Raw genomic sequence first — 25520 nt, forward strand, 5'->3', positions numbered from 1 at the left:
TTCCGCCTTTAATTTTTTGAAGCAATCGCGTTCACCGGGCAAATCTGCGGGCACAAAGAACATCCCGTGCAGAGCGAAGAGTCAATCCGGGCTTTTTTGCCGTTCATGCCGAGCGCGGGACAGCCGATTTCGTTTATGCATTTTTTACAGCCGACGCATTTTTCATTTTCAACGCAGAGAGCGGGCTTTCTGAATTCCTTGAATTCTTCCTTGCGCAGAAGTGCGATGCACGGAGACTTGAAAATAACCGCGCTGACTCCCTCGTGAGAATCGCATTCTTTCACCGCCGCAATGCTTTCCTCCAAGTTAAACGGATTCACCGTAACAACCGGCTCAACTCCGACCGCCTTGAGGATTTTTTCGATGCTGATTTTTTCCGTGATCTCGCCCATCATCGTAACGCCTGTTCCGGGATGAGGCTGATGTCCTGTCATCGCAGTTGTGGAATTGTCCAGAATGCAGATTGTCTGCCGAGCCTGATTGTAGACCGCATTTACAACGCCTGTGATTCCCGAAGCAAAAAAAGTCGAGTCGCCGATAAATGAAAAGCAGTGCCTGTCGTTTTCCGCATGAAAAAATCCCTGAGCCATGGTTATGTCCGCACCCATGCAAAGACAAGTGTCGCACATATCAAGCGGCTTGGCGTTTCCCAAAGTGTAGCACCCGATGTCGCCGCAGTAGACTGTCTTCTCGCCTTTCATCGCCTGCTTTACCGCATAGAAACTCGCACGATGAGGACAGCCGGCGCACAGAACAGGAGGACGCACTGGAAGAGGCGGAAGTTCAATTTTATTTTCTGAAACTTCGAGCCCGATAAATTTTGCAATCGCCTGCTTTACAATTTCCACAGAATATTCTCCGGCTTCCGGAATTTCTTTTGTGAGCTTTCCATGGATTTTATTTTCAAGATGATTTTTTCCGCACAACTTTAAAAGCTCGTTTTCAATAACCGTGTCAAGCTCTTCAATTACAAGAACTTCTTCTGCGTCCGCTAAAAAACTTTTTGCAAGATCAGAAGGAAATGGATAAGGAGTTCCGATTTTTAAAACAGGAATATTTTTTTCACCAAGAATTTCCAAGGCTTCCTTTGCATAGCAATAACTCACGCCGCTTGCAACAATTCCCTTTTTGCTACCAGGGATTTTGTTTTCTATAAAATTAAATTTGCTTTTTGAAAATTCAGACGGAAGAATAAATTCGTTGCGCTCAAAAATCCGCTTGTGGTTCAAAAAAGATGTGCGCGGAAAAATCACCCAGCGGCCTGTGTCTTTTTCAAACCCTTCAATTTTTTTTGCCTTTGGAAGCTCCGGGATTTCCATGCTTGCGTATCCGTGGTCAACTCTCGTTGTGGGACGAAGCAATACCGGTGTATTGTATCTTTCAGAAAACTTGAATGCCTGCTGAATCATCTCAAAGGCTTCTTCCGGCGAGCTTGGATCAAAAACCGGAATCTTTGAAAATGCGCCGTACATTCTTGTGTCCTGTTCTGTCTGCGAGCTTATTGGTCCTGGATCGTCCGCGCTTACAATCACCATTCCGCCTTTTACGCCAACGTAGGAAAGACACATTGCAGGGTCTCCGGCAACATTCAGTCCAACCTGCTTCATTGTAACTAAAGTCCGCGCACCACAATATGAAGCTCCAGCCGCAACTTCAAGAGCCGCTTTTTCGTTGACCGACCATTCTATGTAGGCTCCGGTCTGCTTTATGTATTTTGCCGCAAATTCTATTATCTCTGATGAAGGCGTTCCCGGATAGCCGGAAATTACATTTACCCCGGCACAAATTGCGCCCAAGGCAATCGCCTCGTTTCCCATTATCATTTTCTTTGACATTGCGAAAAACCTCAAAAAGATTAAAAAGTGTATGTATCTTTTTATAGTAACACGAATATACGGCTTTTACAATAGAAAATTTTAAAGACAAAAAAGGCCGCCTCCAACGGCAGCCTTAAGCAATTCTTGGCTAAAAATTATTTAACAACAATTTTTGTATAAACTGTTTGTGCAGATGCACTCGTATTAACAAGAACAAAGCAGGCATGGCCGGCAGTAGCACCTGCTGTTATAGAAAAATTCTTTGTAGGAGTATCAGAAGAAAACTCTGGGTAATATTCAACTGTTTCTGGATTTTTCTTGAAACTCTCAAGATCTGATTTGTCCATTGCATAAATTTCAACACCGTCTCCACTTTTTACTTCTACAGTTACGGAAATAGTCGCTGCCTTTGAAAGGTTTATATCAAAATACTGATATCCAAAGTTGTCAGCAGTAGCAGGTATTTCTACTGTCTTGTCAATAAGAACATTCTCGTCGTCGTCATCATCGTCATCTTTGCAGCCTACAAATGCAAGCGCAAGAACCATAGCTGCCAATACAGCTGAAATTTTAGCAAACTTTCTCATAAGTTCACTCCTTAAAAAATAGATTACGCTGAAAAAATTCAGCAATGTCTATTGTACCCCCCCCCGGGATTTGTCAAGTACTTTTATAAATTTTTATTAAATTTTTTCTGTACGTTCATTGGCATTAAACGAAACTTTTTTCCTAAACATCCGCTTTATTTTTTCCGAAAATCAGAACAAGGGAATCTTTTTATTCAGAGGGTGCAATATGAAGTCTATTGGAATAAAACTCGCAGACGGAACTTTCTATCCGCTTTTGGAAGAAGGCAATCCAGAAAAGAAAACTATTGACCTAACAACGGTCATGGACAATCAGACAAAAGTCCAGGTCGACGTATATAGAACAGAAACTGGAACACTCGAAGGCGCAGAATATGTTGATACGCTTGAAATCACAAATTTGAATCCGCATCAGAACGGAGAGCCGACTTTATGTCTTGCAATCGACGTGGACAAAAATAACGGGCTTTCCGCAGAAATCCGAGACCTTGAAACTGGAAAAAAAAGCGAAATCCAAGTTACCCTCGCATCCCGCACTCATTCAGAGGCAAACCAGCCAGAAAAAATTCCCCAGGAAGAAGAAGCGCCAGTTACAATTTCTGACAGCGATCTTGCAAATGCAGGACTTGCGGATTTTGTTGCAGAGCAGGCAAAAAAAACAAATGACGACGACTTTCATTTTGACGACCTGAACAATCCCGAGCCACAGACTGCGCCAGAATCTTCTGCGGATGAAGAAATTTTTAGCAAGGACAGTTTGAATCTTCCAGAATTTCCTTCAGATGAAAATGAAGAAATTTCTGCGGATTCATTCCTTGATGAAGATGACGACAAAACTTTTGTGCCGGACAGCACAAAGCTTCATCCTGAAATTGAGGAAATGGAAAATTTTGAAACAGAGGTTTTTGAAGAGCCAGACACAGACATTCAGGAAGAATTCACGGACGAACCAATAGAAGAGGAAGCGCAAGAAATTCCAGAGCAGGAAATTTCAGAAATTCCTTCAGAAGACAATGTGATTGACGTTGACCACACAGAAGTTGAGGTTCCAGATGAAAAAACAGAAATAAACGGTCTTCCGGATTTTGACAGCACAGGATTAGTTGAAGATGAAGAACCGAAGGAATCAGCAGAAAATGAAACTCAAGTTTCAGAAGAAAACAACGAGCTGCCTGATTTTAATGACACAGAATTTTCACTTCCAGATTTTGAAGATGAAAAAACAGAAGATCCTCTTTCCGATGATGATTTTTCTCTTCCGCCGGAATTTGACGACAAACCAGAACTTCCGCAAGAAAACGAAGAGCAGCCAAAAAATCCGACATTTCAGCCAAACACAAATATGTTCAGCAATCTTTACGACAAAGAAACAATGCAAGGCGCATCATCTTCATACAGCGAAGAAGACGAAATAAAAAGAAAAACAAAAGCGCCTGTAATAATCTGCGTGGTCTGCGCAATAATCTGCGTGATTGCGGCTCTCCTTGTGCTTTTTGTAATTCCTTCCAAGCTGAATATTTTTGGAAAGCACACTGAAAAAATTTCAGAACAGGAACAAGTAACAAATCTTCCTTCTGAAGAAATTAATCAGCAAGAACAAATTGCAGAGATTCCTCCTGAACCTGAGCCAATTCCTGCGAAAGAAGATGAAATTGTAATTGCAGAAACTCCAGAAGCTGTTGTGCCAGAACCGCCAGCTCCGGCTCCAGAGCCAATTGAAGACATCCGCTACAAAATTGTCTGGGGAGACACATTGTGGGACATTTCAAATGCCTACTATAAAACTCCGTGGAAATACAAGCGGATTGCAAATTACAACGGCATAAAAAATCCTGACCACATTATTTCAGGAAACTGGATTCTTATTCCGGCGGAGTAATTTTTTGGCATTTAGTTTTTTATATTATTGATGAAAAAAATCCGTGTATTTATTTCCTGCCTGATTGTCTTGGTTAGCTTTACAGGATTTGGATGCGCACAAAATAATTCTCTGCAAAAAAAATATGGACAGGATTCCGCGTATTTTATGGCGCTTCTTTCTCTTGAAAACGGAAACCATCGTCAGGCTGAACATCTTTTAAAGCAAGCTGAAAAAAAAGCGTCTCCATTAATTGCAAGGCGTTCAATGGAAAAACTTTCACAGCTTGGAAATGTTCAGGAACATATAAACAGAAGCTACAGTTTATACAAAAAATTTCCAGATGAAGAAACCAAACTTGCAGCCGCAAAAGAATTTTTTAAAAACAAAGAATATGCAAGAGTAATCTGCCTCACAGAAAAAATTGATTTAAAAAACTGCCTGAATGAAACTGTGTACTACAGGCTTTCTTCAATGCAGAAAAAAAACGACTCAAGATTCAGCAAGGAATTTTTTGAGTGGTGCGTATCAAGAGCATTTTCTGATTTTCATTACAAGCTTTTTTGCGAAATATTCAAATCCGAAGAAGCAGAAGAATCAAATGTTATCCAGCTACGTGCAGATGTCTTTACAAAAAATTATGTCGCCGCATATTCAAATGCAAAGTTAATTCTTGAAAATAAAAAATTTCTTTTGCCGCAAATTTTAAGCGATGCAGGAAAAGCATTTTTGTACGGCTCAAACAATTTTTTTTCAAATGCGCTTTATCTTGATTCCATAAAAAAGAATCTGCCGGACGACTGCAAATTTTACGCAGACTTTTATTCAGGGCGGCTTTACGACAAATCAGATTCCTACAAAACAAGAGCCTTGAACCGGTTTGTTTTTGCGATGCAGGAATCTTTGTCAGATGAAAATTTTGACAACGCACTCTGGTATTATTTAAATTGCCTTTTAAAAATTTCAGTTCCAAAAACAATCGATGCGATTACTCAATACAAAGACGAATGGAAAAATCCTTCTTACTTTGATGATTTTTTTGAAACGCTTTCTGTGCGGCTTCTTTCGCTTCATGCTTGGAATGATTTTTACAAAACTACGGATTTGATTTATGGAAAAGCAAGCCCGGAAATTTCTGCAAAATATTCATATATTTCCGCCCGGCTCATTCAGGAAAATTTTATCAAGACTCCAAAAGAAAAATCAGAAGAAGAGCAAAGGCTTTTTTCTCAGGCACTTCAAAGCGGAAGCGATTTGTACTACAGATTTCTTGCGATAAAAAATTTGGAGCTGGATAAAACAAAAGCAGAAGAAATTATTTTTTCAGTGGGAAACAAAAAGGAAATTCAGCCGGATCCACAAGCCGAAAAACTTTTGCTTGGCTATGCGGACTTCGGGCTTAAAGAATTTATTTATCCTGAATACCAAAAGCTTAAAGATAAAATCGGAATGGAATGCACAGAAAAAATTGCAGAGTTTCTAAGCCAGTGCGGAAAAGAACAAGAAAGCATCCGCATTGCTTCCCGACGGTTATTTTCAAAAGACCGGCCTTTTCAAAAAAGACTTTTGGAACTTTCATTTCCGCAGTATTTTAAAGAGAGCGTTCAGAAATCTTGCCAGGATTTTTCGCAGCCAGAATATCTTCTTTATGGATTAATCAGAAGCGAAAGTTTTTTTAATCCGAATGCAAAAAGCAATGCAGGCGCAAAAGGTCTTACGCAGCTTATGGAAGGAACTGCCGCAGACGTTGCACGAAAATTAAAAGTAGCGCAATTCGATTTAATGGACAGCGCAACAAATATAAGGTTCGGTTCATTTTATCTTGAAGAACTCAGGCGCAGACTTGACGGCTCTTCCATACTTGCAATCTTTTCTTACAACGGCGGAATTTCAAGAGTGCGTTCCTGGGTAAAAAGCGCGAACCTTGAATTCGGAATTTCAGATTTGCCCAAGGATTTGTTTTTAGAAGCGATTCCATTTTCTGAAACAAGAGAATACGGACGTAAAGTTGTTTCCGCAGCGGCAATGTACGGTTATCTTTATTATGGACTAAGCACATCGCAAGTTGTTGAAGAAATTATGAAATGAAACTAAAATACATTGCGCTTTAACAAAGCTCTAAAAATATTTTTATTCTTTTTAATTTTATAAACGGAGAAAAATTATGGCTGACCCGTTTGCACAAGTTTTGCCGCAGGTATTTCATTTTTCACATTTGCAAGGAACACAGTTTGTACTTTTACTCGGAATCATTATGTTCTTTGGCGCGCTCGGAGGACGCATTTTTCAAAAACTGAAAATTCCGCAGGTTGTAGGATATATTGTAATCGGAATTTTAATCGGCTCTTCAGGCTTTCAAATTCTTCAGATTGAAACAATCATCGCATTAAATCCAGTAAACACAATCGCGCTTTCTTTAATAGGATTTTTAATCGGCGCAGAACTAAAAATCGATGTAATAAAAAAATACGGCAAGCAGTTCGTTGGAATTCTAATCGGCGAATCTGTAACTCCATTTTTTGTTGTTGGATTTTTTGTTACTTTAGTCGCATACATTTTTATGAAAGATTTCAAAACTGCGATTTCCTTTGGACTGATTCTTGGAGCAATATGTTCTGCAACAGCACCGGCGGCAACAACTGATGTTTTAAAAGAATTCAGAACACGCGGGCCTTTAACAACAACAACTCTTGGAATTGTCGCAATGGATGATGCTGTCGCACTGATTTTGTACGCAATCGCATCTACGGTTGTTTCACCTTTGCTTGGCGGACAAGGGCAGTCATTCGGAATGCAGATGCTGAATATTGCAAAAGATATTTTTGGCTCTATTATAGCCGGAAGCATTTTTGGCGCGCTTGTAACTTTTGTTGTAAAAAATCTTATGAAAGATGAAGGCAGAGTTCTTTCATTCGGACTTGGAGGACTTTTTCTTTCAACAGGAGTCTGCACAATTTTAGGACTAGACAATATTCTTGCCGCAATGTCTCTGGGATTTTTTATGGTGAATTTTGCACCTGCAAAGACACGCCCGATATTCAGTCTTGTTGAAAAATTCACGCCGCCGATTTATGTTTTGTTTTTTGTGCTTGTCGGCGCAAAACTGAATATCTGGGTTGTTACACCAATCTTGGGAATTCTTGCAATTGTCTATGTTGCAGGAAGAACTTTAGGAAAATCCATAGGCGCGCGTCTTGGCGCAAAGATAACAAAAGCTCCGCAGACAGTCCACGATTTTTTGCCATGGTGTCTTTTAAGCCAAGCCGGAGTCGCAATCGGACTTAGCATTGCAGCCAGCAACGACTTTGAAAATTCAATCGGACCTTCTATAATACTCATAATCACGGCGACAACTTTTATCGTTCAGCTGATTGGTCCAATCTGCGTAAAACATGGAGTTACAAAAGCCGGCGAAGTTGGTCTTGCCATAACAGAAGATGACATTTTGAAATCCTCAAAAGTAAAAAACGTTACTTGGGGAAGTGAAAAAATTTGCTGCGCCGACAGCCACGCAATTGTCACTGAAACAGAAAAAATTTGCCATATACTTAAAAATTTTGAAACCCACCACAACCAGTCATTTGCAGTCGCTTCAAATGAAACTGGAAAACTTTCAGGCATAATCACGCTTGAGCATTTAAAAGAAACGCTAATGATTGGAGAATTTGCAGACACGCTTCTTGCCGTTGATATTATGGATAAGCCGATTTGCACTTGCAGCCCTGAAGATTCGCTTCCCGATGTCTATAAAAAATTCAGCGATGCAGACACGGAATCAATGCCGATTGTAGACAACGATGGAAAACCTCTTGGCATTATGGAAAAGTTCGCCGCTGATCATTATCTTCACACAAGAATTCTTGAAATAAACCGCAAGCTCGAAAACATGGCATAAAATCGAAAAACTGAATCATTGCATAAATCTGCCAAATTTTGTATCTTTAGAAAAATAAAATTTTAGAGGTAGAAATGGTAGACGAAGCTCTCATTGCAAAAGTAAAAGAAACTTTGGAAGCATTCCGCCCGCAGCTTAATGCAGATGGCGGCGACATGGAATTTATAAATATCGATGATGAAAATAAAGTTCATCTAAAACTCACTGGGGCTTGCGGCTCATGTCCAATGGCAACGATGACTCTTAAAATGGGAATTGAACGATACTTAAAAGAAACCTGCCCCGAAATTTCCGAAGTTGTACAGGACTAAGCGATGACAGTTGAAAACGACAAATATGTTTCTATCCATTATATATTGAAAAATGATGAAGGAGCAGTTCTCGATTCTTCCACTGAAAAAACTTTAGATTATGTTCATGGGCGCGGCTATCTTTTGCCTAAGCTAGAAGAGCACTTGGCTGGAAAAAATCCCGGAGATAAATTCAGTGTAGTTCTTGAACCGAAAGATGGCTACGGAGAATATAGAAAAGAGCTCGTTACAGATGTTGACCGCTCGAATTTTGAAGACGGAGTTCCTATAGAAGTCGGAATGGCTTTTCAGGCAATGACCGCATCCGGACCGCAGATTGTGCGTGTTACAAAAATCAGCGATGACAAAATAACAGTTGACGCAAATCACGAGCTTGCAGGAACACGCCTTCATTTTGAAGTTGAAATTGCAGACGTGCGCAATGCGACAGAAGAAGAGCTGAATCCACCATCTTGTTGCTGCGGCGGAAATTGCGGTGGTGCCTGTGGAGGCGAATGTTCCGACGGAGAATGCGGCAACTGCGGTGGAAACTGCGGCTGCGAAAACTAAACTTTAGAAGAAACAGATTCGATTATTTTTGCAGCGTTCGCTTCTTTTGAAGAGCTGGACATATCAATAACAACATCAGCTAGCTGTTCATAAATACATTCACGTTCAATAAAAAAGTCATGGAAAATTTTTTTTGCATCGGCTACTGAGCGTGGATTTTTTTTTGCAATAAAAGCAGGAACATTTAAAATTGTTCCATCTTGAGCAACAGAAATTTCCCGTAAAACACGGAAACTTGCAATTCTTTCTGGAGTCTTTAAAAAAACAAAAGTTCCGATTTTTTTTAAAACATCAAGGGCTTTTTTATTTCCGCAGATTCCGCCACCAGTTGCTATAACTGCATTTTTTTCAGCGGAAGAATTTATTTTTTCAAGCAAAAATGAGCAGGCTTTTTCTTCGGCTTCCTGAAAACCTTCATTTCCAAGTTCTGTATAAATCTGCCGCGGAGTTTTTCCTGTCATTTCAAAAATCACATCGTCCGTGTCAAAAAATGGCACTGAAAGTTTTTTGCTTATTATGCGGCCTTGAGTTGATTTTCCACAGTGCTTAATGCCCATTAAAATTATGCTCATCTTTCAGCTCCGGTAAATTAAAAAAATTGCTGGAAGTTTATTTATAGGCGGCTCATTTGATTTTTTCCATTCAGCCACAGAAAGCGTCTTGATAAACTCCTGTTCAGTTGTAAGACCGGCCGCAACACAAACCAGGGTTTCATTCCGGCACGAATTTAAAATAGATTCCAGCATCTTTAAATTTCTATACGGAGCTTCTATAAAAAGCTGCGTCTGTTTTTCATTCCAGGCTCGGTTTTCAAGCTGCCTTATTTTTGCAGCGCGTTCATTCGGCTTAACAGGAAGATAGCCGTTAAAAGCAAAACTCTGACCATTCAGTCCGCTTGCCATTACAGCCATAATCATCGAAGACGGTCCGGAAAGAGGAACAACTTTCAAGTTTTTTTTCTGCGCCATTTCAACGACAGCGGCTCCGGGGTCAGCAACAGCAGGACAGCCGGCTTCTGAAATAATTCCCATTGGAAGTTTTTTCTTCAAAAGCGGATCAAGATAATTTGAAATTCTTGCAAGGTCTGAATGCTCGTTAAGCTCAAGAAATTCCAGCGAATCAATATCAATCGATGAATCAGCAAGCTTTAAGAAACGGATTGCAGAACGGCGGTTTTCAACAATAAAATTCTTTATTCCGCGGAGAATTTTTTTGTTGTATTCAGGCAGAACTTTTTGGTATTCAGTTTCGCCCAAAGTTACAGGAATAAGATAAAGCGCAGGCTCAATTTTTTCCATTGCAAATCACCGCGTAAAAATTGAAATAAAAGTTGCGCCGCCAACAAAAGTTCCAATGCTACTTCCAAGCGAAGATAAAAAGAAAACTAGCAAAACGCGGAGAATTCTGTTTTTATAAAAACCTTTCACGCTCGAAGCATCAGCCTGCAAATTTTCCATGTCCTCAACTGCCGGCTTTTTTACAAGAGCCTGAACAATTCCAGAAACAAATCCAATTCCAATAAACGGACAAAGCGAAGTGAACGGCGCGCCAACTGCAGAAACTAAAATTGCAAGAATGTGTCCGCCCGCAACAGCAGCACCAATAGCTGCAAGAATTCCATTCCACAAAACCCAGCTTCCAATCAAGTCCGCGCCTTTTTCAATTCCGCCCACAACAAAGCCAGTAACGATAAGTCCCAAAATCAAAATCGGAATTATCCAAGAAGCAACTTTTGCTCCAGCTGATTTTTCTGGAACTTTTTCAATTGCACTTACATCAGGAATTTCTTTTCCAGCCGCAATTTTTTCAAGATGAGAAGAAACTCCCGGCAAATGTCCTGCTCCCAAAACCGCAAGAATATTTTTTTGCGGACAAGACCAAATTTTTGAAGCAAGGTAAAAATCACGCTCGTCAATCAAAACTTCTTTTACAGCCGGAAGATAAGACGAAAGTTCCTGCATCATTGTATCCATTTCGCTGGACTGCTTTAAATTTTCAATTTCAGTTTCCGAAACTTCTTCTTTGGAAAAAGCAGTGGCAATAAGCAACGAAAGCAACTTGCATTTTCCCATAAAAGAATTTTTTGCCCAGGCACGGCGCAACGTAACTGTTACAGGACGGTCAACCATTATCTGCGGAATTCCTAGTTCCTTGGCTTTTTTGATTGCGGCCGCCATTTCATCTCCGGGCTTTATTCCAGCGTCTTCTCCCATGCGTTTTTGATAGGCTGAAAGGACAATGTTTGCAAGCAAAAGAAATCCTTGTTTTTTCTTAAGGATTTCAATAATGTCCATTTTTTTCCAGGACTCTTTATCCTCCATGTTTTTCAAGCGGTTTTCGTCAAGTTCAATTGCAACAGAATCCGGCTTCTGATCTTCAATTGCATTCTCAACTTCCGAAATACTGGCTTTTGAAACGTGCGCTGTTCCAATGAGGATAAATTTTCTTCCATTAAGTTCAAGAACTTTTTGTGTTGACTTGTTTTTTTCCATAAAAACTATTTTAAAGGAACTTTTCCTTTTGTTCTCCATTCTGCCAAACGAAATTCAAAAAACATCGGGCTGTTCATGCTGACAACCTTTGCGTAATATTCATTGGCAAGTTCTGTTCCACCAAACATATCATAAAAAAGCGCAAGATAATAGTACATTTTTCCCTGCAAATTTCTATTCGTCATTGCGGAAATTCTCTGCGGCAAAGGACGCTCGCCCGCCCTGTCATGGAAAACCCGGAGCATAGAATATTCAATAGAATTTCTGTCCATTTTTCTAAGAACCTGATTGCTGAAATTTTTTGCTTCAGTTCCATTGCCTTCCTTGTAATAGCAGTAAGTAATCATCAGTGGATAAGAAATATTATTTTTGTTGGAATCATAGCATTTCATAAAAGCTTCGCGCGCAGTTGTCCAGTTTTCTTCGTGAAGGGCGAGGATTCCAAGGCTTTCATAAGCAAAATAGTAATTTGGATTCAGCTCAATGACTTTTTTGTAATCTTCCATCGCATTTACAAAAATATCTTGCTCATCATAAAGCCCTGCCCGGTATGCGTATGCTAAAAAATAATCCGGTTCAATTTCTATTGCCTTTGTCCAAGAAGATTCCGCATTTTTGTAATGTCCAAGATAACGTTCGTACATTCCGTAATCCATATTGCATTCATAGTTTTCAGGGTCCACATCGAGCGCCTGCTTTGCATAGTCAGAAGCGATTTTGTATTCATTTGCAGCGTAGGCAAGTTTTCCTAAATACAAAAAAGCCTGTGTGTTTTTCGGATCAATCTCAAGAATTTTTTTGAAAGTTTTTTCCGCCTCATCATCATTTTCAAGATAGTAGTCACATTGTCCGGCACCGCGCAAAGCATCAATATTTTCAGGCTCGCGGACTAAAGCTCTTTTATAATAAATTTTTGCCTGCTTGTAATTTTTCTTTAAGAACATATCTTCACCAAGCTCCACATTCGCTGCGGAATTCAGTTTGTCTTTTGCCAAAAGCGAATTAACTTGTTTTGTGCGCTCTGCATTGTCGCCTTTCATTTTTGCAATCACAACCGCAAGAGAAGCAACATCATTATTCTGCGGATCGCGTTGTGACAGCTCATTGCAAAGAGCCTGAGCCTCGTCAAGGTTTTCCGCGCTTACATTTATCGCGGCCTTTAAAAAAAGCAAATCAAAATCGTCCGCATATTTCGCCGGAAGCTTAGTTTCATAAAGGGAAAGAGCCGCTTCTGGTCCATCTTTATTCAAAACTGACTTCAAATCTTCCATAAAATCAGTTTTTGAATATTCAGTCTTTTTCTTTGCTTCTAATTTTTTTTCAGTTTCAACGGGTTGAGCCGTCTCTACAGTTTTTTCAGTGGAAGCACAAGAAGAAAGCCCCATGCTCAAAATAACAGCAACCGCCACAACAAGAACAACCGCAGCAAAAAGCTCCGCCAATGTAGTTTTTACCGAACTTTTCATAATTCCTCATATTCCAGAATGCTTATTGCCTTTTACAATTTTTAAATATAAAATAGCAAAGTTATGCGTAAACATCCTGTAAGAAAGTTTTTTGGACTTACACTCCTTTATTCAGCTATTATTGTCGGCATTTTTGTTATTCAATTTAAGTCCAACTCTGTATTTTCCAAATCTTTGGGAGACTTGAATTTTTCAATTTCCCAGATTCAAACAGAAAACAATGGGACAAGTTTAAAAAATCAGATAAAAGTATCTTTTAAAGGTATTACATTTTCAGCGGACGACAAAAATCCGATAACTGCAAAAGATTCCAACGGAAACTTAAGGCCTCTTTTTCTTGAATCCTATGAAGAACTGACTGATTCCGTGGAATTTTCTTTTAACGGTGGCGCGCACATAATGTTCCGCCAGATTCAGGATGAAGAAAATTCAACTGCTCTTTCAATTCTTGCAGTTCCGCCTGAAAACTGTACAGAAATTTTCCTTCCATATAAGATTGCGCAAACCTACAGCACGGAAAATGTTTCTCCGGCAAATATTCTTGTAACTTCAAAAGACGGAATTTTCAGTTTTACATCCCACAGATTCAGCGCGGAAAAAATTGCATTTACAAAAACAGATTCCGCGGCGCAATATTCGCATTACAATCCCACAAAAAAATTCACATTTGACCTTGTTGCAGATCTCAAAGGAACCAGCGACAGCGAAATCAGAGAACTTACAACAAAAATCCGCTACAGCCTTGTTGAAAAAATTCAGTCCGCATTGGCTCAGGCAAAAATCGACTCGCTTTCGGAAACAGACATCACGGCTTATGTTGCGGAACTTGCTTCCCAAGGAAAATATAATCAGGCAATTGATTCAATTCCAGATTCGTTCAAAAAAGGAAACAAACGAACTTATATTTCTTCTCCATATTTTGACAATCTTCTTTCAATGAGCAGAAGCCTTTCAGTTCAAACTGAAAAATACGCGTCGCTTGTGCAGTCAAATTCGGCGGAAGTTTTCACAGTTGAAGGAATTTCCGATTACATTTTGCGTGAAAAAAAATCTTCGGCAATAAAAAATCTCATAGAAACTGTTTCAAAGGCAAGCGGATTTTCTCCGTTTCAGGCAGCCGGAATTATAAGCGTCTACACGAATTTAAAAGCCAAAGATTCCGCGCTCGTCCAGCCGCTTGAAGCCGTAATAGAAACTTGCGTAAATTCCATTCAGGAAAACTGCAAAATTGAAAATGGAATTCTAAAAGTTCAAAAAGACGCAGAAAATTCGATGGACATTTACGAAATGGTCTTTACCGGAGACGCTTTGCAGAAACTTGGAATTTTGCAAGAAAATAAAATTTTGGTTCAAGCTGGAAATCTGATTATTTATTCAAGCCTTTCTGGAGCAGACACAAGCATAAGGACAATCGCAAATATTTATCCTATTATAGTAAAGAGCAATTATTTTTATCCGCACACAGAAATTCTTGGCTGGTACGGAAACACTTGCGTTTGGGCATGGACTTGCGCAAAATCGATTTTTTACACACAGGAACCGGCAAACACAGCAAATATTTTCATAGATTTTCCGTTGTCTTTAACGCATTACATTATGCTGAACGGAATTCCTAATTTCCACGGAAAAATTGAAATCCAGAGCCAAATGTTCAGAACTGATCCGCGTTTTGAAACTTACAATTCATCTGGCTATGTTTACCAGAATTCTTCACGCTCGCTGTTTATAAAATCGCGTCATAAGTCAAAAATGGAGCTCATAAGACTTTTCTATGACGAACCAAGGACTTTTGAGACAACCGCAGACTTGTCAAAAGTTCCGCCGTTGCCAAAACCGCCAGCACCAGAACCTAAAAAAACAGAGCCAGAAACGCAAAATTCAGTTTCCGCAGAAGAAAATCCACCGGAACTTTCAAATTCTGAAAGCAGCACGGCAAATTTAATTTCCGAAGAACAGTAAAAATTCTTTGACAACCTAAATCCTCGGAACCGAAGCGAAAAAAAATAAATTTTTTCACTATTTTTTGTCATTTTAAAGAAATATGTGCTATAATTACTCAAAATACCGTTACATCAACTTTTTGAAAAACAGCAGCAGGAGCAATTGTGAACAAACGTGATTTCCCAAAAATCCACTTTTACGATCAGGATTTTGTAGATATTTATGATAAAACTTGGAACTGGCTTTCTGAATATTGGATTAACACAGAAACAGGCGAACAAGACAGCGAAGGACTTTTTGTTTATCCTGTAAATGGAAAATATATACTAGATCAACTTGAAACAATTTTTTCATCATTTTTCCTCGTTTACTCAAATAGAAATTATCCGGCAAGCAAAAACATAGATTATTTTTATGCGCGTCAAGAAGAAAACGGAGCAATCAGATGGAAGTATGATGCAGCTACAAACAGCCCTGTTATTGACAAAAAAAATCCAGAGGGAATAGGTCTTCCGCTTTTTGCCTGGGCTGAATTCAATTTGTATCACAAAAGCGCAAACAAACGCCGCATAAAAGAAGTAATGCCGGTGCTGCAAAAATACATGGAATGGATTGACAGAACTTTCAAGCAGCAAAACGGACTTTATTCAGTTCCACATGAATGCTCAACAATGTTCAATTCTCCGCGGAAAGGCGCATTTTATCCTGTCGATTTCAACTGCTGCATGGCAATCAATATGGCGCATATGTCAGCACTTGGAGATATTCTGAATGACAAGGACTTGAGCTTTCAGTATAAAAAAATGTATTTCAGCCTAAAAACCAGAATAAACAGTCTTATGTGGGATGTGGAAAGCGGTTTTTACTACGATTTGGACAAAAACGAGCAGCGTCTTTCACAAAAAACTATAGCCGGATTCTGGCCGTTGCTTGCGGAACTTTCAAATGCAGACAGGGCTGACACTCTTATTGCTCATTTAAGCAACCCAAAGACATTCGGCACAGACCATCCATTCCCTACTTTAAGCGCGGACAGCCCGGACTTCAAAGAAAATGGCGAAGGATTCAAAGGCTCTGTTTTGGCTCCGTTCAACTTCATGGTTATAAAGGGACTTGAAAAATATCAGCGTTACGCATTTGCACGCGAATGTTCAATCCGGCACTTGTATTATATTCTCGAAGCATTAAGCCCGGCGGACTCAAAACGGAAAGGCGACTTGTACGAAGCATATCTTCCATGCCAGGAAGGTCCTGCAACCTGCCGAAGCGAAAAAGATTTTCCGCGCAAACGTTTTTTGCATTTTACCGGTCTTTCAACAGTTGCGCTCATGATTGAAAACGTAATCGGTCTGAACATAAGCCTTCCAAGAAAGACTGTAGACTGGATTATTCCGAACCTTGAAATCATGGGAATTGAAAAGCTTTCATTAAAGCGGAACCTTATCACAATTCTCAGCAATAAAAGCAAACGCGGCTGGGAAATTCAGATGGAAAGCGAAAAACTCTACTATTTTACAATCAATATTTTGGATCAAAAGAAAAAAACGCTTCCTATTCCAAGCGGAAAATGCTCAATGCTTATCGACAAATTGTAACATATTCCGCTCTGAATGTTTTAGAGCTAAAAATGTAAAATAGTTTTTAGAAAACGCCGGATTTAACAGCAAATTAACACAAATCAAAGCGTTTCTAAAAGTTAATGGAATAAGGTAATTTTTAATGAACACACCTCAAGCTGTAATTGAGATTGGCTCAACAGGAATAAGGCTTCTTGTTGCTGAACCAGTTGAAGTCCAATCACAGAAAAAATTTAACATTCTCGACCGAAGCGATCAGCCTGTGAATTTGGGACGCGATGTTTTTACCACACGCTCAATAAGCCGCGAAACTCTTTTGATTTGCCTGCATATTCTTGAACGCTACGCAGAGCAACTGGCAGCCTGGGGAATCAGCCGGGAAGAAACAATTGTAATCGCCACAAGCGCAGTCCGCGAGGCAGAAAACAGAGATCCATTCGTTGACCGAATAAAAGTAAAAACAGGCTTTATTGTCCATGTAATCGATGGAATTGAAGAAAACAGGCTCATGTATCTTGCCGTAAGCGAATGCATAAAAGAAGGAAGCGTTGCAATCCGTCAAAACGACTCAATTTTCCTTGACATTTCAGGCGGTGCAACAGAAATGATGCTCATGGAAAAAGGCAGAATCATCGGGGCGCACAGCATGAGGCTGGGAACTGTAATCATTGAGCAGATGATTCATTCCATGATGGGAAACCTTGACGATGCCCGAAGATTCATTTCAGAGTTTATACGAAACACAAAAAATACGCTGAACGCAGAAATAAATTTGGACAAAATCCAGCAGTTTATTGTTTTAGGCAACGACATGAAAATTGTTTCGCTTTTTGTCGGAAAGCCAATCTCACCGTTTTTGTGGGAAGTTGAGCGCGGAGCATTTGAAAATTTCGTGGATGAAGTTCAGCATTACACGCCAGAAGAATGCATTGCAAAATTCAAAATGAACTACAATGAAGCGCAGACATTTCAAATTTCTTTAGTCGCCTACAAACTTTTTATTCAGCTTACAAATGTAACAAAGTTTATTGTTCCGGACACTTCAATCCGCGAAGGAATTCTTTTAAGCCGGAATCAGCTTTCCAATCCTGAAATTCAAAACGACTTTACCCAGCAAATTTTAGCAGGCGCAAAGGCAATTTTGAAAAAATATCAGGGCGATGAAAGCCATGCTGAATACGTGCGCAAAACCAGCCTTCAAATTTACGATGCGCTCCAAAAGGAACTCGGCTTCGATTCCCACGTCCGCGTGCTTCTTGAAATAAGCGCAATTCTTCACGATGTCGGAATGTTTATCAGGGCGGAAGATCACAATATCCATGGAAAATACATCGTAAACAACAGCGAAATTTTCGGGCTGAACCGAGATGACAAATCCATTGTTGCGCAGATAATAAGCTTTCACCGCGGAAGCAAAATGCCGCAGGAAGATGAGGAATTCAGGCTTTTGTCCAGAAGCAGAAGAATGACCGTTTTAAAGCTAAGCGCAATTCTCCGTGTGGCAGACGCGCTAGACAGAACGCACAAGCAGCATCTGTACAACTTCAACATTTCTTTTGCGAAAGACAGCATAACGTTCAGAACAAAAGGACATAATAATCTTTCCTTGGAAAAACTTGCCGTCTCAGAAAAAGGCGACTTGTTTGAAAATATTTTTGGCTACAAAATAGTATTGGTATAGCTTATGGCAAAGACAAAATTTTTTAACAGAGAATTAAGCTGGATTGAATTCAACGCAAGAGTTCTGAATGAATCTTTAAGAAAAGAAGTTCCGCTTTTGGAACGGCTTAGGTTTCTTGCAATTACAGAAAGCAACTTTGACGAATTTTTCCAAGTAAGGGTCGCAAGCATAAAACGCCGGATTCAAAATTCCCAAGGAAAAAACTTCGTTGATGCGAGCGGACTTACAGATTCCGCTGTGCTCAAAAAAATTTCAGAAAAAACACGCGCGCTTACAAAGCTTCAATATTCAACACTGATGAATGACGTTTTGCCCTCTCTTGCAAAAGAAGGCTTTGTTTACGTTCCTTCAAAAAACTACACGCAGGCGCAGGAAGCATTTACAGAAAACCTTTTCAAGCATGAAATTTTTCCGCTTTTAACGCCATTAAGAACTGACATGGATGTTTTTCCTCATGTAGGCGCACTTTGCCTTACCGCGGCATTTCTTCTTGAGCCAATGGAAGGAGTAAGAAAAATCAAAAATGCGCTTTCAACTTCGCAGGAATCAGATATTGTTGCACTAGTTCAAATTCCATCGGCAATAAACAGAATTGTATGGCTTCCGTCTTCAGAAGGAACAAAGCAATTTGCGCTAATTGACGACATTATTCGGCTTTACGGAACAAAACTTTTTCCGGGCTACAAAGTCCAGGAAACAATGCTTTTTAAAATAGCACGGGATGCGGATTTCGCAGTAAACGAAGATTCCGGGGAGCATTTTATTCAAGCGATGGAAGAAGTTCTTGAAAAACGCCAATCCTCGTTCGCAGTAAGAATGACTTACGATTTTGCAAGCGAAAAACTTTTAAGATTTTTAAAGCAGCACCTTAATCTTTCAAATGAAGATGTTTACGAAGCCTGCGGAATTCTTGATCCTTCATCTTTGGATGATCTTTTTAACATCGAAGGCGCAGAAAAATACATTTACCCTGAATGGGAGCACTTCTTTCCGAATTCGCTTCCAGAAGAAGAAACTTACTGGAATGTTTTTAGACAACAGGATATTCTTTTAAATGTTCCTTACGAAAGCTACGAGCCGGTTGTAAATTTTATACATCAGGCGGCGCATGATGAACAGGTTCTTGCAATAAAAATGACCTTATACAGAACGGGAAGCAACAGCCCGATTGTAAAAGCATTAAAGGAAGCAGCGCAAAACGGAAAGCAGGTTACAGTTTTCGTTGAGCTTAAAGCCCGCTTTGATGAAAAACGAAATATTTCCTGGGCAGAAGAACTTGAAAAAGCCGGCGCAATTGTTGTATACGGAATTGTAAATTTAAAAGTCCATGCAAAAATCTGCCTTGTTGTAAGACGCGAAAGCGATGGAATCCGGCGTTATGTGCACATAGGAACAGGAAACTACAATCCAAAGACTGCAAAGCTTTACCAAGACTTGTCAGTTTTTACAACAAACCACGAGCTTGTAAACGACGCCACTTTGTTCTTCAATGTAATTTCTGGATACAGCGCGCTTCAAACAATGCATCATCTTTACATGGCACCTGTAACTTTAAAAAGCCGGCTTCTTGAACTTATTGAGCGGGAAATTCAACAAAGCACAAAAGAAACTCCGGGACACATTGTTGCAAAAATGAACAGCCTTTGCCATCCGCAGATAATTGAAGCACTTTACAAGGCAAGCAATGCAGGCGTAAAAATAGAACTCAATATCCGCGGAATCTGCACATTAGTTCCCGGAGTAAAAGGCATGAGCGAAAACATAAAAGTTGTAAGTATTGTGGACAGATACCTTGAGCATTCAAGAATTTTTTATTTCCAAAACGGCGGCTCTGAAGAAATTTATTTAAGCAGCGCAGACTGGATGGAAAGAAATCTTGACAAGCGAATTGAACTCATGTTCCCGGTTTCTGACAAAAAAGTCTTTAAAATAGTCAAAGAGATTTTGTTTTTGTATTTTCAAGACAACACGCACAGCCACATTTTGCAAAAAACAGGACTTTGGAAACAGATTTCTCCAGAAAAAAATGAGCAGGGAGTCCGTGTTCAGGAAGTTCTTTATAAAAAATACAAGAAAAAAGCTGATATAAAAAAGAACACACCGCGCGCAGAATTCACTGTACGCCGCAAATAAAAAAATATCGGTTTAAACTGAAATTATTCTGTCATGGAGTGTCTAATAAGTTCTAAATGTCATTTTCGTACTTGATACTGCGATGTTTGCATAGCAAACTCGGTTAGCAATCTCTAAATGATTGCAATATATGCATTTAAATTTTCAGGTCAAGCCCGAAAATGACAAAAAAGATACTTTTATGACATCCCCATCTATTGCTACATATAAAAAAACTGCCCAATTTTTTGGACAGTTTTTTTCATTTTAAATAAACTTGACTTTTTTATCTTTCGCGGAAAATAATACGACCGCGGTTCAAATCATAAGGCGAAAGTTCTACTTTTACACTGTCACCAGGAACAATACGGATATAGTGTTTGCGCATTTTTCCGCTAAGATGTCCCAAAATAATATGGCCATTTTTTAATTCAACACGGAACATTGTGTTAGGCAATGCTTCTTTTACAATTCCTTCAACTTCTATAGCCTCATCTTTACTAGCCACAATTCCTCCAAAAAAATGTTTGCCTTTTTGACAAAATATTCGTATACTATTATGAACAAAACATTTAAGACTGTCAACATCAAACATTGAAATCAAAGGCAGTTTTATAGGGGAAGGCTCAAATGAAAAAAGAATTTGTAGATAAACAGAAAAAAAAGTTAATCGCAGAAAGAAATGAAATCCTTGATTCGCTCGCAGGACGCAATGAGCAGCTTACAAAGCTTGTTGACACATTGGAATCAGGCGATGATGTAGACATTGCATCCGACACAATTGACAGAACTCTTCTTAACTCGCTTGGAGAAGCTGACCAGCGCAGGCTTACAATGATTGACAGGGCATTAGACAGAATCCGCCAGGAAACTTACGGACAGTGTCTGTCATGCGGAAAACAAATTCCAGAAGCCCGCCTTGAGGCTCTTCCTTATGCAGTTCTTTGCGTAGAATGCCAGGCAAAAGAAGAGCGTAAAAACCGCTAGTAAATTTCTTGAGTTTTTAAAGATCCGTCTTCATAGTACGAAAGTTCTGTGTAGCCGGATTTTTTTATGTACTCAACAGCCTCATCAAACCACCAGTCAATTCCAAAAGCCAAATGCGCATCGGATGTTATCGTAACAGGAACATTCCGCTCTTTTAAAAGCGACAAAAAATACGGCGATGGATACGGAAGATTCATTCCGCTTCTTAAAATTCCGCCTGTATTCACTTCGACACAAACTCCAGTTTTTGCCGCCGCCTTTGCAACTTCCTTAAGCTCGTTTTTATACCACTGCGAATTTTCGTCAAAAAGATTTCTTCCGCCTAAATTTTGCTTTCTAATCAAATCCGCATGGCCAAGAAATGTAAACGAAGACTTTTCAAGCATTTCGCGTTCCAAAGAAAAATACTCCTGAACTGCTTTTTTCACATTTCCACCAAAGCATTCTTTTATTCTTTTGCAAACTGAATCCTGGTTTCCGTCAGCTTCAAAAAATCCTTTTTTTCCGGGAACAAAATGAACAGAGCCAATCAGAAAATCAGGATTAAATTTTTCATAGTTCTTAAAATCAGGGCTGCAAACTCCAGCGATGTAGTCAGCCTCAAAACCTGCGTAAATTTTTATTCTGCCAGAATATTTTTTCTTTAGCCGCAAAATTTCTCTTATATATTCTTCGTGGGAATTGGACGGAATGTGCCAGTCGCTTGAAAACGGATACATCGAATGGCTTGAAAATCCCAAAATGTCTATTTTTTTTTCTATTGCGACTTCAACCATTTCTTCAGGAGTGTTTTTTCCGTCGCAAAAAGTTGAGTGCGTGTGAAAATTCGATTTTATCATAAAATATTATATTTTTTTAGAAATTGGAATGCAAAATTTCCAAAACTTTGCCCAAAACTACAGATGGTTTCTGCGGCTTAACAAGGTAGCTTCTTGCGCCCAAAGAAAGCGCCTGCATTACAACTTCTTTTGCCGCTGCCTTTGAATACACAATAACAGGAATCTGCAAGGCTTTCCGCTGAAAATTCTTTAGAACACTAATTCCGTCCATGTCCGGCAAATACAAATCCATAATAACAGCGTCATATTCTTTTCCGGCTGAAAGTGAATCAAAAAAAGCCACGGCTGTTTCAAAAAGATCAGTTTCACCGCTTACAGAAGAAAATGTGTTTTGCAGAAGCTTGCGCACAACAATGTCATCGTCAATAACTGCGATGCGCATCATGCTTCCAAAATTTCCTTCGAGATTGCTTTTAGAATCAATAAATCCCAAGACGGATTCTTCGACAGGCTTATCAGATGTCAAAAGTTTATCAAAAATGAATTCCTTGATATTGCAGTTTGAACCTTGGTCAACCATAAATTCCATAATAGTTTCAATGTTGCTTGAAACTTGTATTCCAAAATATTCAGGATGTCCTTTTACAAGCTCCTTTGTAAAAACATCGTTTGTCAGGATTTTTATATATTTGTTCGGAATTCTTCCTTCCGCGGAAATATTGTCAATCAAAAGCTCAAGGTTCAAGCCGTCAACAAAGCTAAGCTGAATATTCGTCAGCATAAGGATAACCTTGGGAACATTTATTTTGTAATGCTCAATAAGCTCCGCAAGCCTATACTTTAAAAGCATGAGTTTTTCACGGTTAAGCCCAAACGCAACTTCAATAAAAAACAGGCTTCCGTTCAAATGGACATCGAGAATGCAAGGCGTTTTGTCCATTGAAAATTCAATCTGAAGAATTTTTCCGACAGCTTCAAAAAAAACATCAAACTTAACTGGTCTGGAAAAATATTTTACTACATTATATTCAACAAGATTCGCAATTTTTGAGCGTTCAATTACAGGACCCGTGATTATTATAGGAATTTTGCGCGCATTTGGATCAACGCTCTTTTTTTCCAAAAAGTGCATTACATCTTCTGAAAGTCCGTCTTCAGTCTCGATGATTATCAAATTAGGAAGCAGAGTTATCATTTTTGTATAGGCTTCTCTACTAGAAACCGACTCAAGCGAAATTTGCTCAGTTGAAAATTTGTCATGCAAAAAACCGCCGAATAAAGAAGAGCAGTCTATAAGAAGTACCGATTTCATAATATACATAATACTTCATAAATTGTATAATTTCAATTATAAACAAAATTTAGAACAGCTGCACAAAAGCAGTTCAGTTCACGGAGAAAAAATGAAAAAAACAGTAGTTCTTTTGGCAAATGGATTTGAAGAAATAGAAGCACTTTCGCCGGCAGATTATCTTCGCAGGGCAGGAGCTGAAGTCATAATCGCAGCAACCGGAACTTCCTCTAGAAATGTTGAAGGCGCGCATAAAATTCTTGTAACTGCCGACATGACGCTGGACACATATTTTTCAACTGAAAAAGAGCTGCCGGATGCGGTGGTTATTCCAGGCGGAATGCCCGGCGCAAAAAATATAAGCGAATGCGCAAAAGCAATGGAATTTATAAATCAGATGTTCAAGGCAAAAAAACTTGTTGCGGCAATTTGCGCTTCTCCGGCTGTTGTTCTTGGCAAAACTGAAATTCTAAACGGAAAAAATTGGACTTGCTACCCAGAAATGGAAAAAAGTCTTTCCGCAGAAATTCAGAAAAACCACAAAATTCAGCCAGTTGTTACAGATGAAAATTTAATAACAGGAAGAGGTCCAGGAACTGCCGAGCAATTTTCAATGGAAATTGTAAGAATTTTATTTAGCGAAGAAACAAAAGCAAAAATTATGGAAGCCTCTGTTCAAAGAAAATGCTAAGCTAATTTGCATTCTGATGAGTCTGAAAAACACCGCTGTTGAAATTTCCGCTTGAATTCAACTTAAAAGAAAATCCATTGTACATTGTAAGAAATTCTGTGCGGTTTTTAACATCGAGCATTTTGTAAAGCTCAACCATGCGGGCTTTTACTGTGCTTTCAGAAACATCATGGAGAAAGGCGATTTTGCTGTATTTTTTTCCTTCCAAAACTGAAGACAAAAATTCAATGTCGCGAGGAGAACATTCTGTGTCTTCAAGAATTTTTATCCGCTTAACTGATTCCGCCTTTTTTAAAATCGGATAAAGAACTGCAAAAGCAACAAAGCCCATGTAAACGGCTCCGGCAATATGCGCAAGAGAAAGCAAAAAAACAAGAGAGCCGGATCTAAAAAACTGCGTTGTCAAAGAAACCACAGGAAGAATCATAAAAACACAAGTCTTAATACTTCTGTAGCTTTTGAAAAAATTAGAAAAGTTCAAAAACAAAAATGAAAGTCCAAGACACAAAATGCCCAAAATATTTCCGTTGTCGAAAAAATTTCCTATTCCGTAGCAATAAAAAAGAACAGAATAGCAGCGAAAATCCAAAGAATCAAAACAAAGTCATAAAAAAAGAAGAAATGCAATAATATTTATGGCAATTCTAATAAATTTTCTTATGTCGTCAAGATTTTGTGAATCATCAGTAAAAAACTGAAACAAACTCACAATCAGGCAAAATGCCGTAATTGTAGCTCCAATCCGGCCTAAAATTTCCCATAGTTTTTTTTCGTCAAAATCCATTTTTGTTTCTGCGGATTCATTTTAAGTCCCTTGATTCCGCCAAGACTTTTGTAATCTCTCCTATATAAATTGTATGAAAATCATTTTTTCTATAAAACTGATTACAAACTTTCTCTTCCACAAATTTAAATGAATCTAGTTCCTGCGAATAAAGTTTTTGGCAAAACAAGACAAGCCGAGCCTGCTTTATCCAAGGAGTTCCATTCATATATTCAACATCAAGTTTTGTCGCACGGAATTTATCTTCGTTGCGTCCTGAATGGCAACCGCAGTAGTCAAGAGCAGTCTTATATCTTTCAGGAAGAAAACTCAACGAAAAAGTATCCGTTTCATCTATAATTTCCTTTGTATATCTTGAAGGACGAATATAAACTGTCGCCACATTTTTGTTCCAAAGAACACCAAGTCCGCCCCAGTTCGCTGTCATTGTATTCGGACGACCTGTAATAATATTTCCGTCATCTGAAATTTTTTTTGTACAAGCTGTAATTAGCATCTGGTCTTTTCCAATCAGCTTGAACGGATTATCTAAAATCGCCTCTGGCTTTATAACTTTCAACATAAATTTTTTACTCCTTTTATGAGCATCCGACTTTGCAATTTTAAAATACGTCTGATCAAGACACGCTTACGCCCAAGACCTTGAGTCACCCGTTTTTACGGCTTGGATAAACCTTAAATAAAAAAAAGCCGGTCTGAACT

The 25520-nt window shown here is 39.1% G+C and carries 23 protein-coding genes; 11 read left to right on the forward strand and 12 right to left on the reverse strand.

Annotated features, from left to right (window positions below; all coding sequences use genetic code 11):
• Positions 1 to 8: 8 nt before the first annotated feature.
• Complete coding sequence (iorA, locus tag TRESU_RS12265; RefSeq protein ID WP_013702513.1) at positions 9 to 1835, reverse strand: indolepyruvate ferredoxin oxidoreductase subunit alpha; 1827 nt, start codon at positions 1833 to 1835, stop codon at positions 9 to 11.
• Positions 1836 to 1972: 137 nt separating this feature from the next.
• Positions 1973 to 2404 carry a hypothetical protein gene (locus TRESU_RS12270; protein ID WP_013702514.1) on the reverse strand — a complete coding sequence of 144 codons (432 nt, stop codon included), beginning with the start codon at positions 2402 to 2404 and terminating at the stop codon, positions 1973 to 1975.
• Positions 2405 to 2612: 208 nt separating this feature from the next.
• Between TRESU_RS12270 and TRESU_RS15000 the strand changes: the two genes are divergently transcribed.
• The 5 genes from TRESU_RS15000 (at position 2613) to TRESU_RS12295 (ending at position 9017) form a co-directional block, all read left to right on the forward strand.
• A complete protein-coding gene (locus TRESU_RS15000; protein WP_013702515.1) occupies positions 2613 to 4283 on the forward strand; it encodes an Hsp70 family protein in 1671 nt (556 codons plus the stop codon).
• Between the two features lie 30 nt (positions 4284 to 4313).
• Entirely contained in the window at positions 4314 to 6350 is a 2037-nt protein-coding gene (locus TRESU_RS12280) for a flagellar assembly lytic transglycosylase (RefSeq protein WP_013702516.1), read from the forward strand.
• Positions 6351 to 6426: 76 nt separating this feature from the next.
• Entirely contained in the window at positions 6427 to 8157 is a 1731-nt protein-coding gene (locus TRESU_RS12285; RefSeq protein WP_013702517.1) for a cation:proton antiporter domain-containing protein, read from the forward strand.
• 74 nt (positions 8158 to 8231) lie between these two features.
• Positions 8232 to 8468: a NifU family protein gene (locus tag TRESU_RS12290; RefSeq protein ID WP_013702518.1), complete on the forward strand. Its 237-nt coding sequence runs from the start codon at positions 8232 to 8234 to the stop codon at positions 8466 to 8468.
• Between the two features lie 3 nt (positions 8469 to 8471).
• The gene (locus TRESU_RS12295) at positions 8472 to 9017 is read left to right on the forward strand and encodes an FKBP-type peptidyl-prolyl cis-trans isomerase (RefSeq protein WP_013702519.1); all 546 of its coding nucleotides are present in this window, start codon (positions 8472 to 8474) and stop codon (positions 9015 to 9017) included.
• Here TRESU_RS12295 and TRESU_RS14425 read toward each other — a convergent pair.
• The 4 genes from TRESU_RS14425 to TRESU_RS12315 are packed head-to-tail and all read right to left on the reverse strand — an operon-like array spanning position 9014 to position 12975.
• Positions 9014 to 9589 (reverse strand): shikimate kinase, encoded by a 576-nt coding sequence (locus tag TRESU_RS14425; protein ID WP_013702520.1) that lies wholly within the window; start codon positions 9587 to 9589, stop codon positions 9014 to 9016. The two genes, TRESU_RS12295 and TRESU_RS14425, sit on opposite strands and share 4 nt — an antisense overlap.
• A gap of 3 nt (positions 9590 to 9592) precedes the next feature.
• Entirely contained in the window at positions 9593 to 10315 is a 723-nt protein-coding gene (locus TRESU_RS12305) for an SAM-dependent methyltransferase (protein WP_013702521.1), read from the reverse strand.
• Positions 10316 to 10321: 6 nt separating this feature from the next.
• Entirely contained in the window at positions 10322 to 11509 is a 1188-nt protein-coding gene (locus TRESU_RS12310) for a TraB/GumN family protein (RefSeq protein WP_013702522.1), read from the reverse strand.
• A gap of 5 nt (positions 11510 to 11514) precedes the next feature.
• The gene (locus tag TRESU_RS12315; protein WP_013702523.1) at positions 11515 to 12975 is read right to left on the reverse strand and encodes a tetratricopeptide repeat protein; all 1461 of its coding nucleotides are present in this window, start codon (positions 12973 to 12975) and stop codon (positions 11515 to 11517) included.
• 63 nt (positions 12976 to 13038) lie between these two features.
• Here TRESU_RS12315 and TRESU_RS12320 point away from each other — a divergent pair, with 63 nt between their 5' ends.
• The 4 genes from TRESU_RS12320 to ppk1 all read left to right on the forward strand — a co-directional run bounded on the left by TRESU_RS12320 (position 13039) and on the right by ppk1 (position 20307).
• Entirely contained in the window at positions 13039 to 14934 is a 1896-nt protein-coding gene (locus TRESU_RS12320; protein WP_013702524.1) for a hypothetical protein, read from the forward strand.
• A 146-nt stretch (positions 14935 to 15080) separates the two neighbouring features.
• A complete protein-coding gene (locus tag TRESU_RS12325) occupies positions 15081 to 16511 on the forward strand; it encodes an MGH1-like glycoside hydrolase domain-containing protein (protein WP_013702525.1) in 1431 nt (476 codons plus the stop codon).
• Between the two features lie 124 nt (positions 16512 to 16635).
• Positions 16636 to 18174, forward strand: coding sequence for a Ppx/GppA phosphatase family protein (locus tag TRESU_RS12330; RefSeq protein ID WP_013702526.1), 1539 nt, complete (start codon positions 16636 to 16638; stop codon positions 18172 to 18174).
• 3 nt (positions 18175 to 18177) lie between these two features.
• Positions 18178 to 20307 carry a polyphosphate kinase 1 gene (gene ppk1 / locus TRESU_RS12335; protein WP_013702527.1) on the forward strand — a complete coding sequence of 710 codons (2130 nt, stop codon included), beginning with the start codon at positions 18178 to 18180 and terminating at the stop codon, positions 20305 to 20307.
• Positions 20308 to 20572: 265 nt separating this feature from the next.
• On the opposite strand, the gene infA is transcribed toward ppk1, so the two are convergent.
• On the reverse strand, positions 20573 to 20794 hold the full coding sequence (gene infA, locus TRESU_RS12340; RefSeq protein WP_013702528.1) for a translation initiation factor IF-1: 222 nt from the start codon (positions 20792 to 20794) through the stop codon (positions 20573 to 20575).
• A 122-nt stretch (positions 20795 to 20916) separates the two neighbouring features.
• Here infA and TRESU_RS12345 point away from each other — a divergent pair, with 122 nt between their 5' ends.
• The gene (locus tag TRESU_RS12345; protein WP_013702529.1) at positions 20917 to 21273 is read left to right on the forward strand and encodes a TraR/DksA family transcriptional regulator; all 357 of its coding nucleotides are present in this window, start codon (positions 20917 to 20919) and stop codon (positions 21271 to 21273) included.
• Here TRESU_RS12345 and TRESU_RS12350 read toward each other — a convergent pair.
• Complete coding sequence (locus TRESU_RS12350) at positions 21270 to 22112, reverse strand: histidinol-phosphatase (RefSeq protein WP_013702530.1); 843 nt, start codon at positions 22110 to 22112, stop codon at positions 21270 to 21272. The genes TRESU_RS12345 and TRESU_RS12350 overlap by 4 nt on opposite strands.
• Before the next feature lie 16 nt (positions 22113 to 22128).
• Positions 22129 to 23364, reverse strand: coding sequence for a response regulator (locus TRESU_RS12355; RefSeq protein WP_041612469.1), 1236 nt, complete (start codon positions 23362 to 23364; stop codon positions 22129 to 22131).
• Between the two features lie 91 nt (positions 23365 to 23455).
• Here TRESU_RS12355 and TRESU_RS12360 point away from each other — a divergent pair, with 91 nt between their 5' ends.
• Positions 23456 to 24034, forward strand: a complete 579-nt coding sequence (locus TRESU_RS12360) for a DJ-1 family glyoxalase III (RefSeq protein WP_013702532.1) — start codon at positions 23456 to 23458, stop codon at positions 24032 to 24034.
• Between the two features lies 1 nt (position 24035).
• On the opposite strand, the gene TRESU_RS12365 is transcribed toward TRESU_RS12360, so the two are convergent.
• The 3 genes from TRESU_RS12365 to TRESU_RS12375 are packed head-to-tail and all read right to left on the reverse strand — an operon-like array spanning position 24036 to position 25380.
• Positions 24036 to 24623, reverse strand: coding sequence for a LuxR C-terminal-related transcriptional regulator (locus tag TRESU_RS12365; protein ID WP_013702533.1), 588 nt, complete (start codon positions 24621 to 24623; stop codon positions 24036 to 24038).
• A 15-nt stretch (positions 24624 to 24638) separates the two neighbouring features.
• Entirely contained in the window at positions 24639 to 24818 is a 180-nt protein-coding gene (locus TRESU_RS12370) for a hypothetical protein (RefSeq protein ID WP_013702534.1), read from the reverse strand.
• Positions 24819 to 24834: 16 nt separating this feature from the next.
• Positions 24835 to 25380 carry a flavin reductase family protein gene (locus TRESU_RS12375; RefSeq protein ID WP_013702535.1) on the reverse strand — a complete coding sequence of 182 codons (546 nt, stop codon included), beginning with the start codon at positions 25378 to 25380 and terminating at the stop codon, positions 24835 to 24837.
• Positions 25381 to 25520 lie beyond the last annotated feature (140 nt).

This window comes from Treponema succinifaciens DSM 2489 (assembly GCF_000195275.1).
Classification (GTDB): Bacteria; Spirochaetota; Spirochaetia; order Treponematales; family Treponemataceae; genus Treponema_D; species Treponema_D succinifaciens.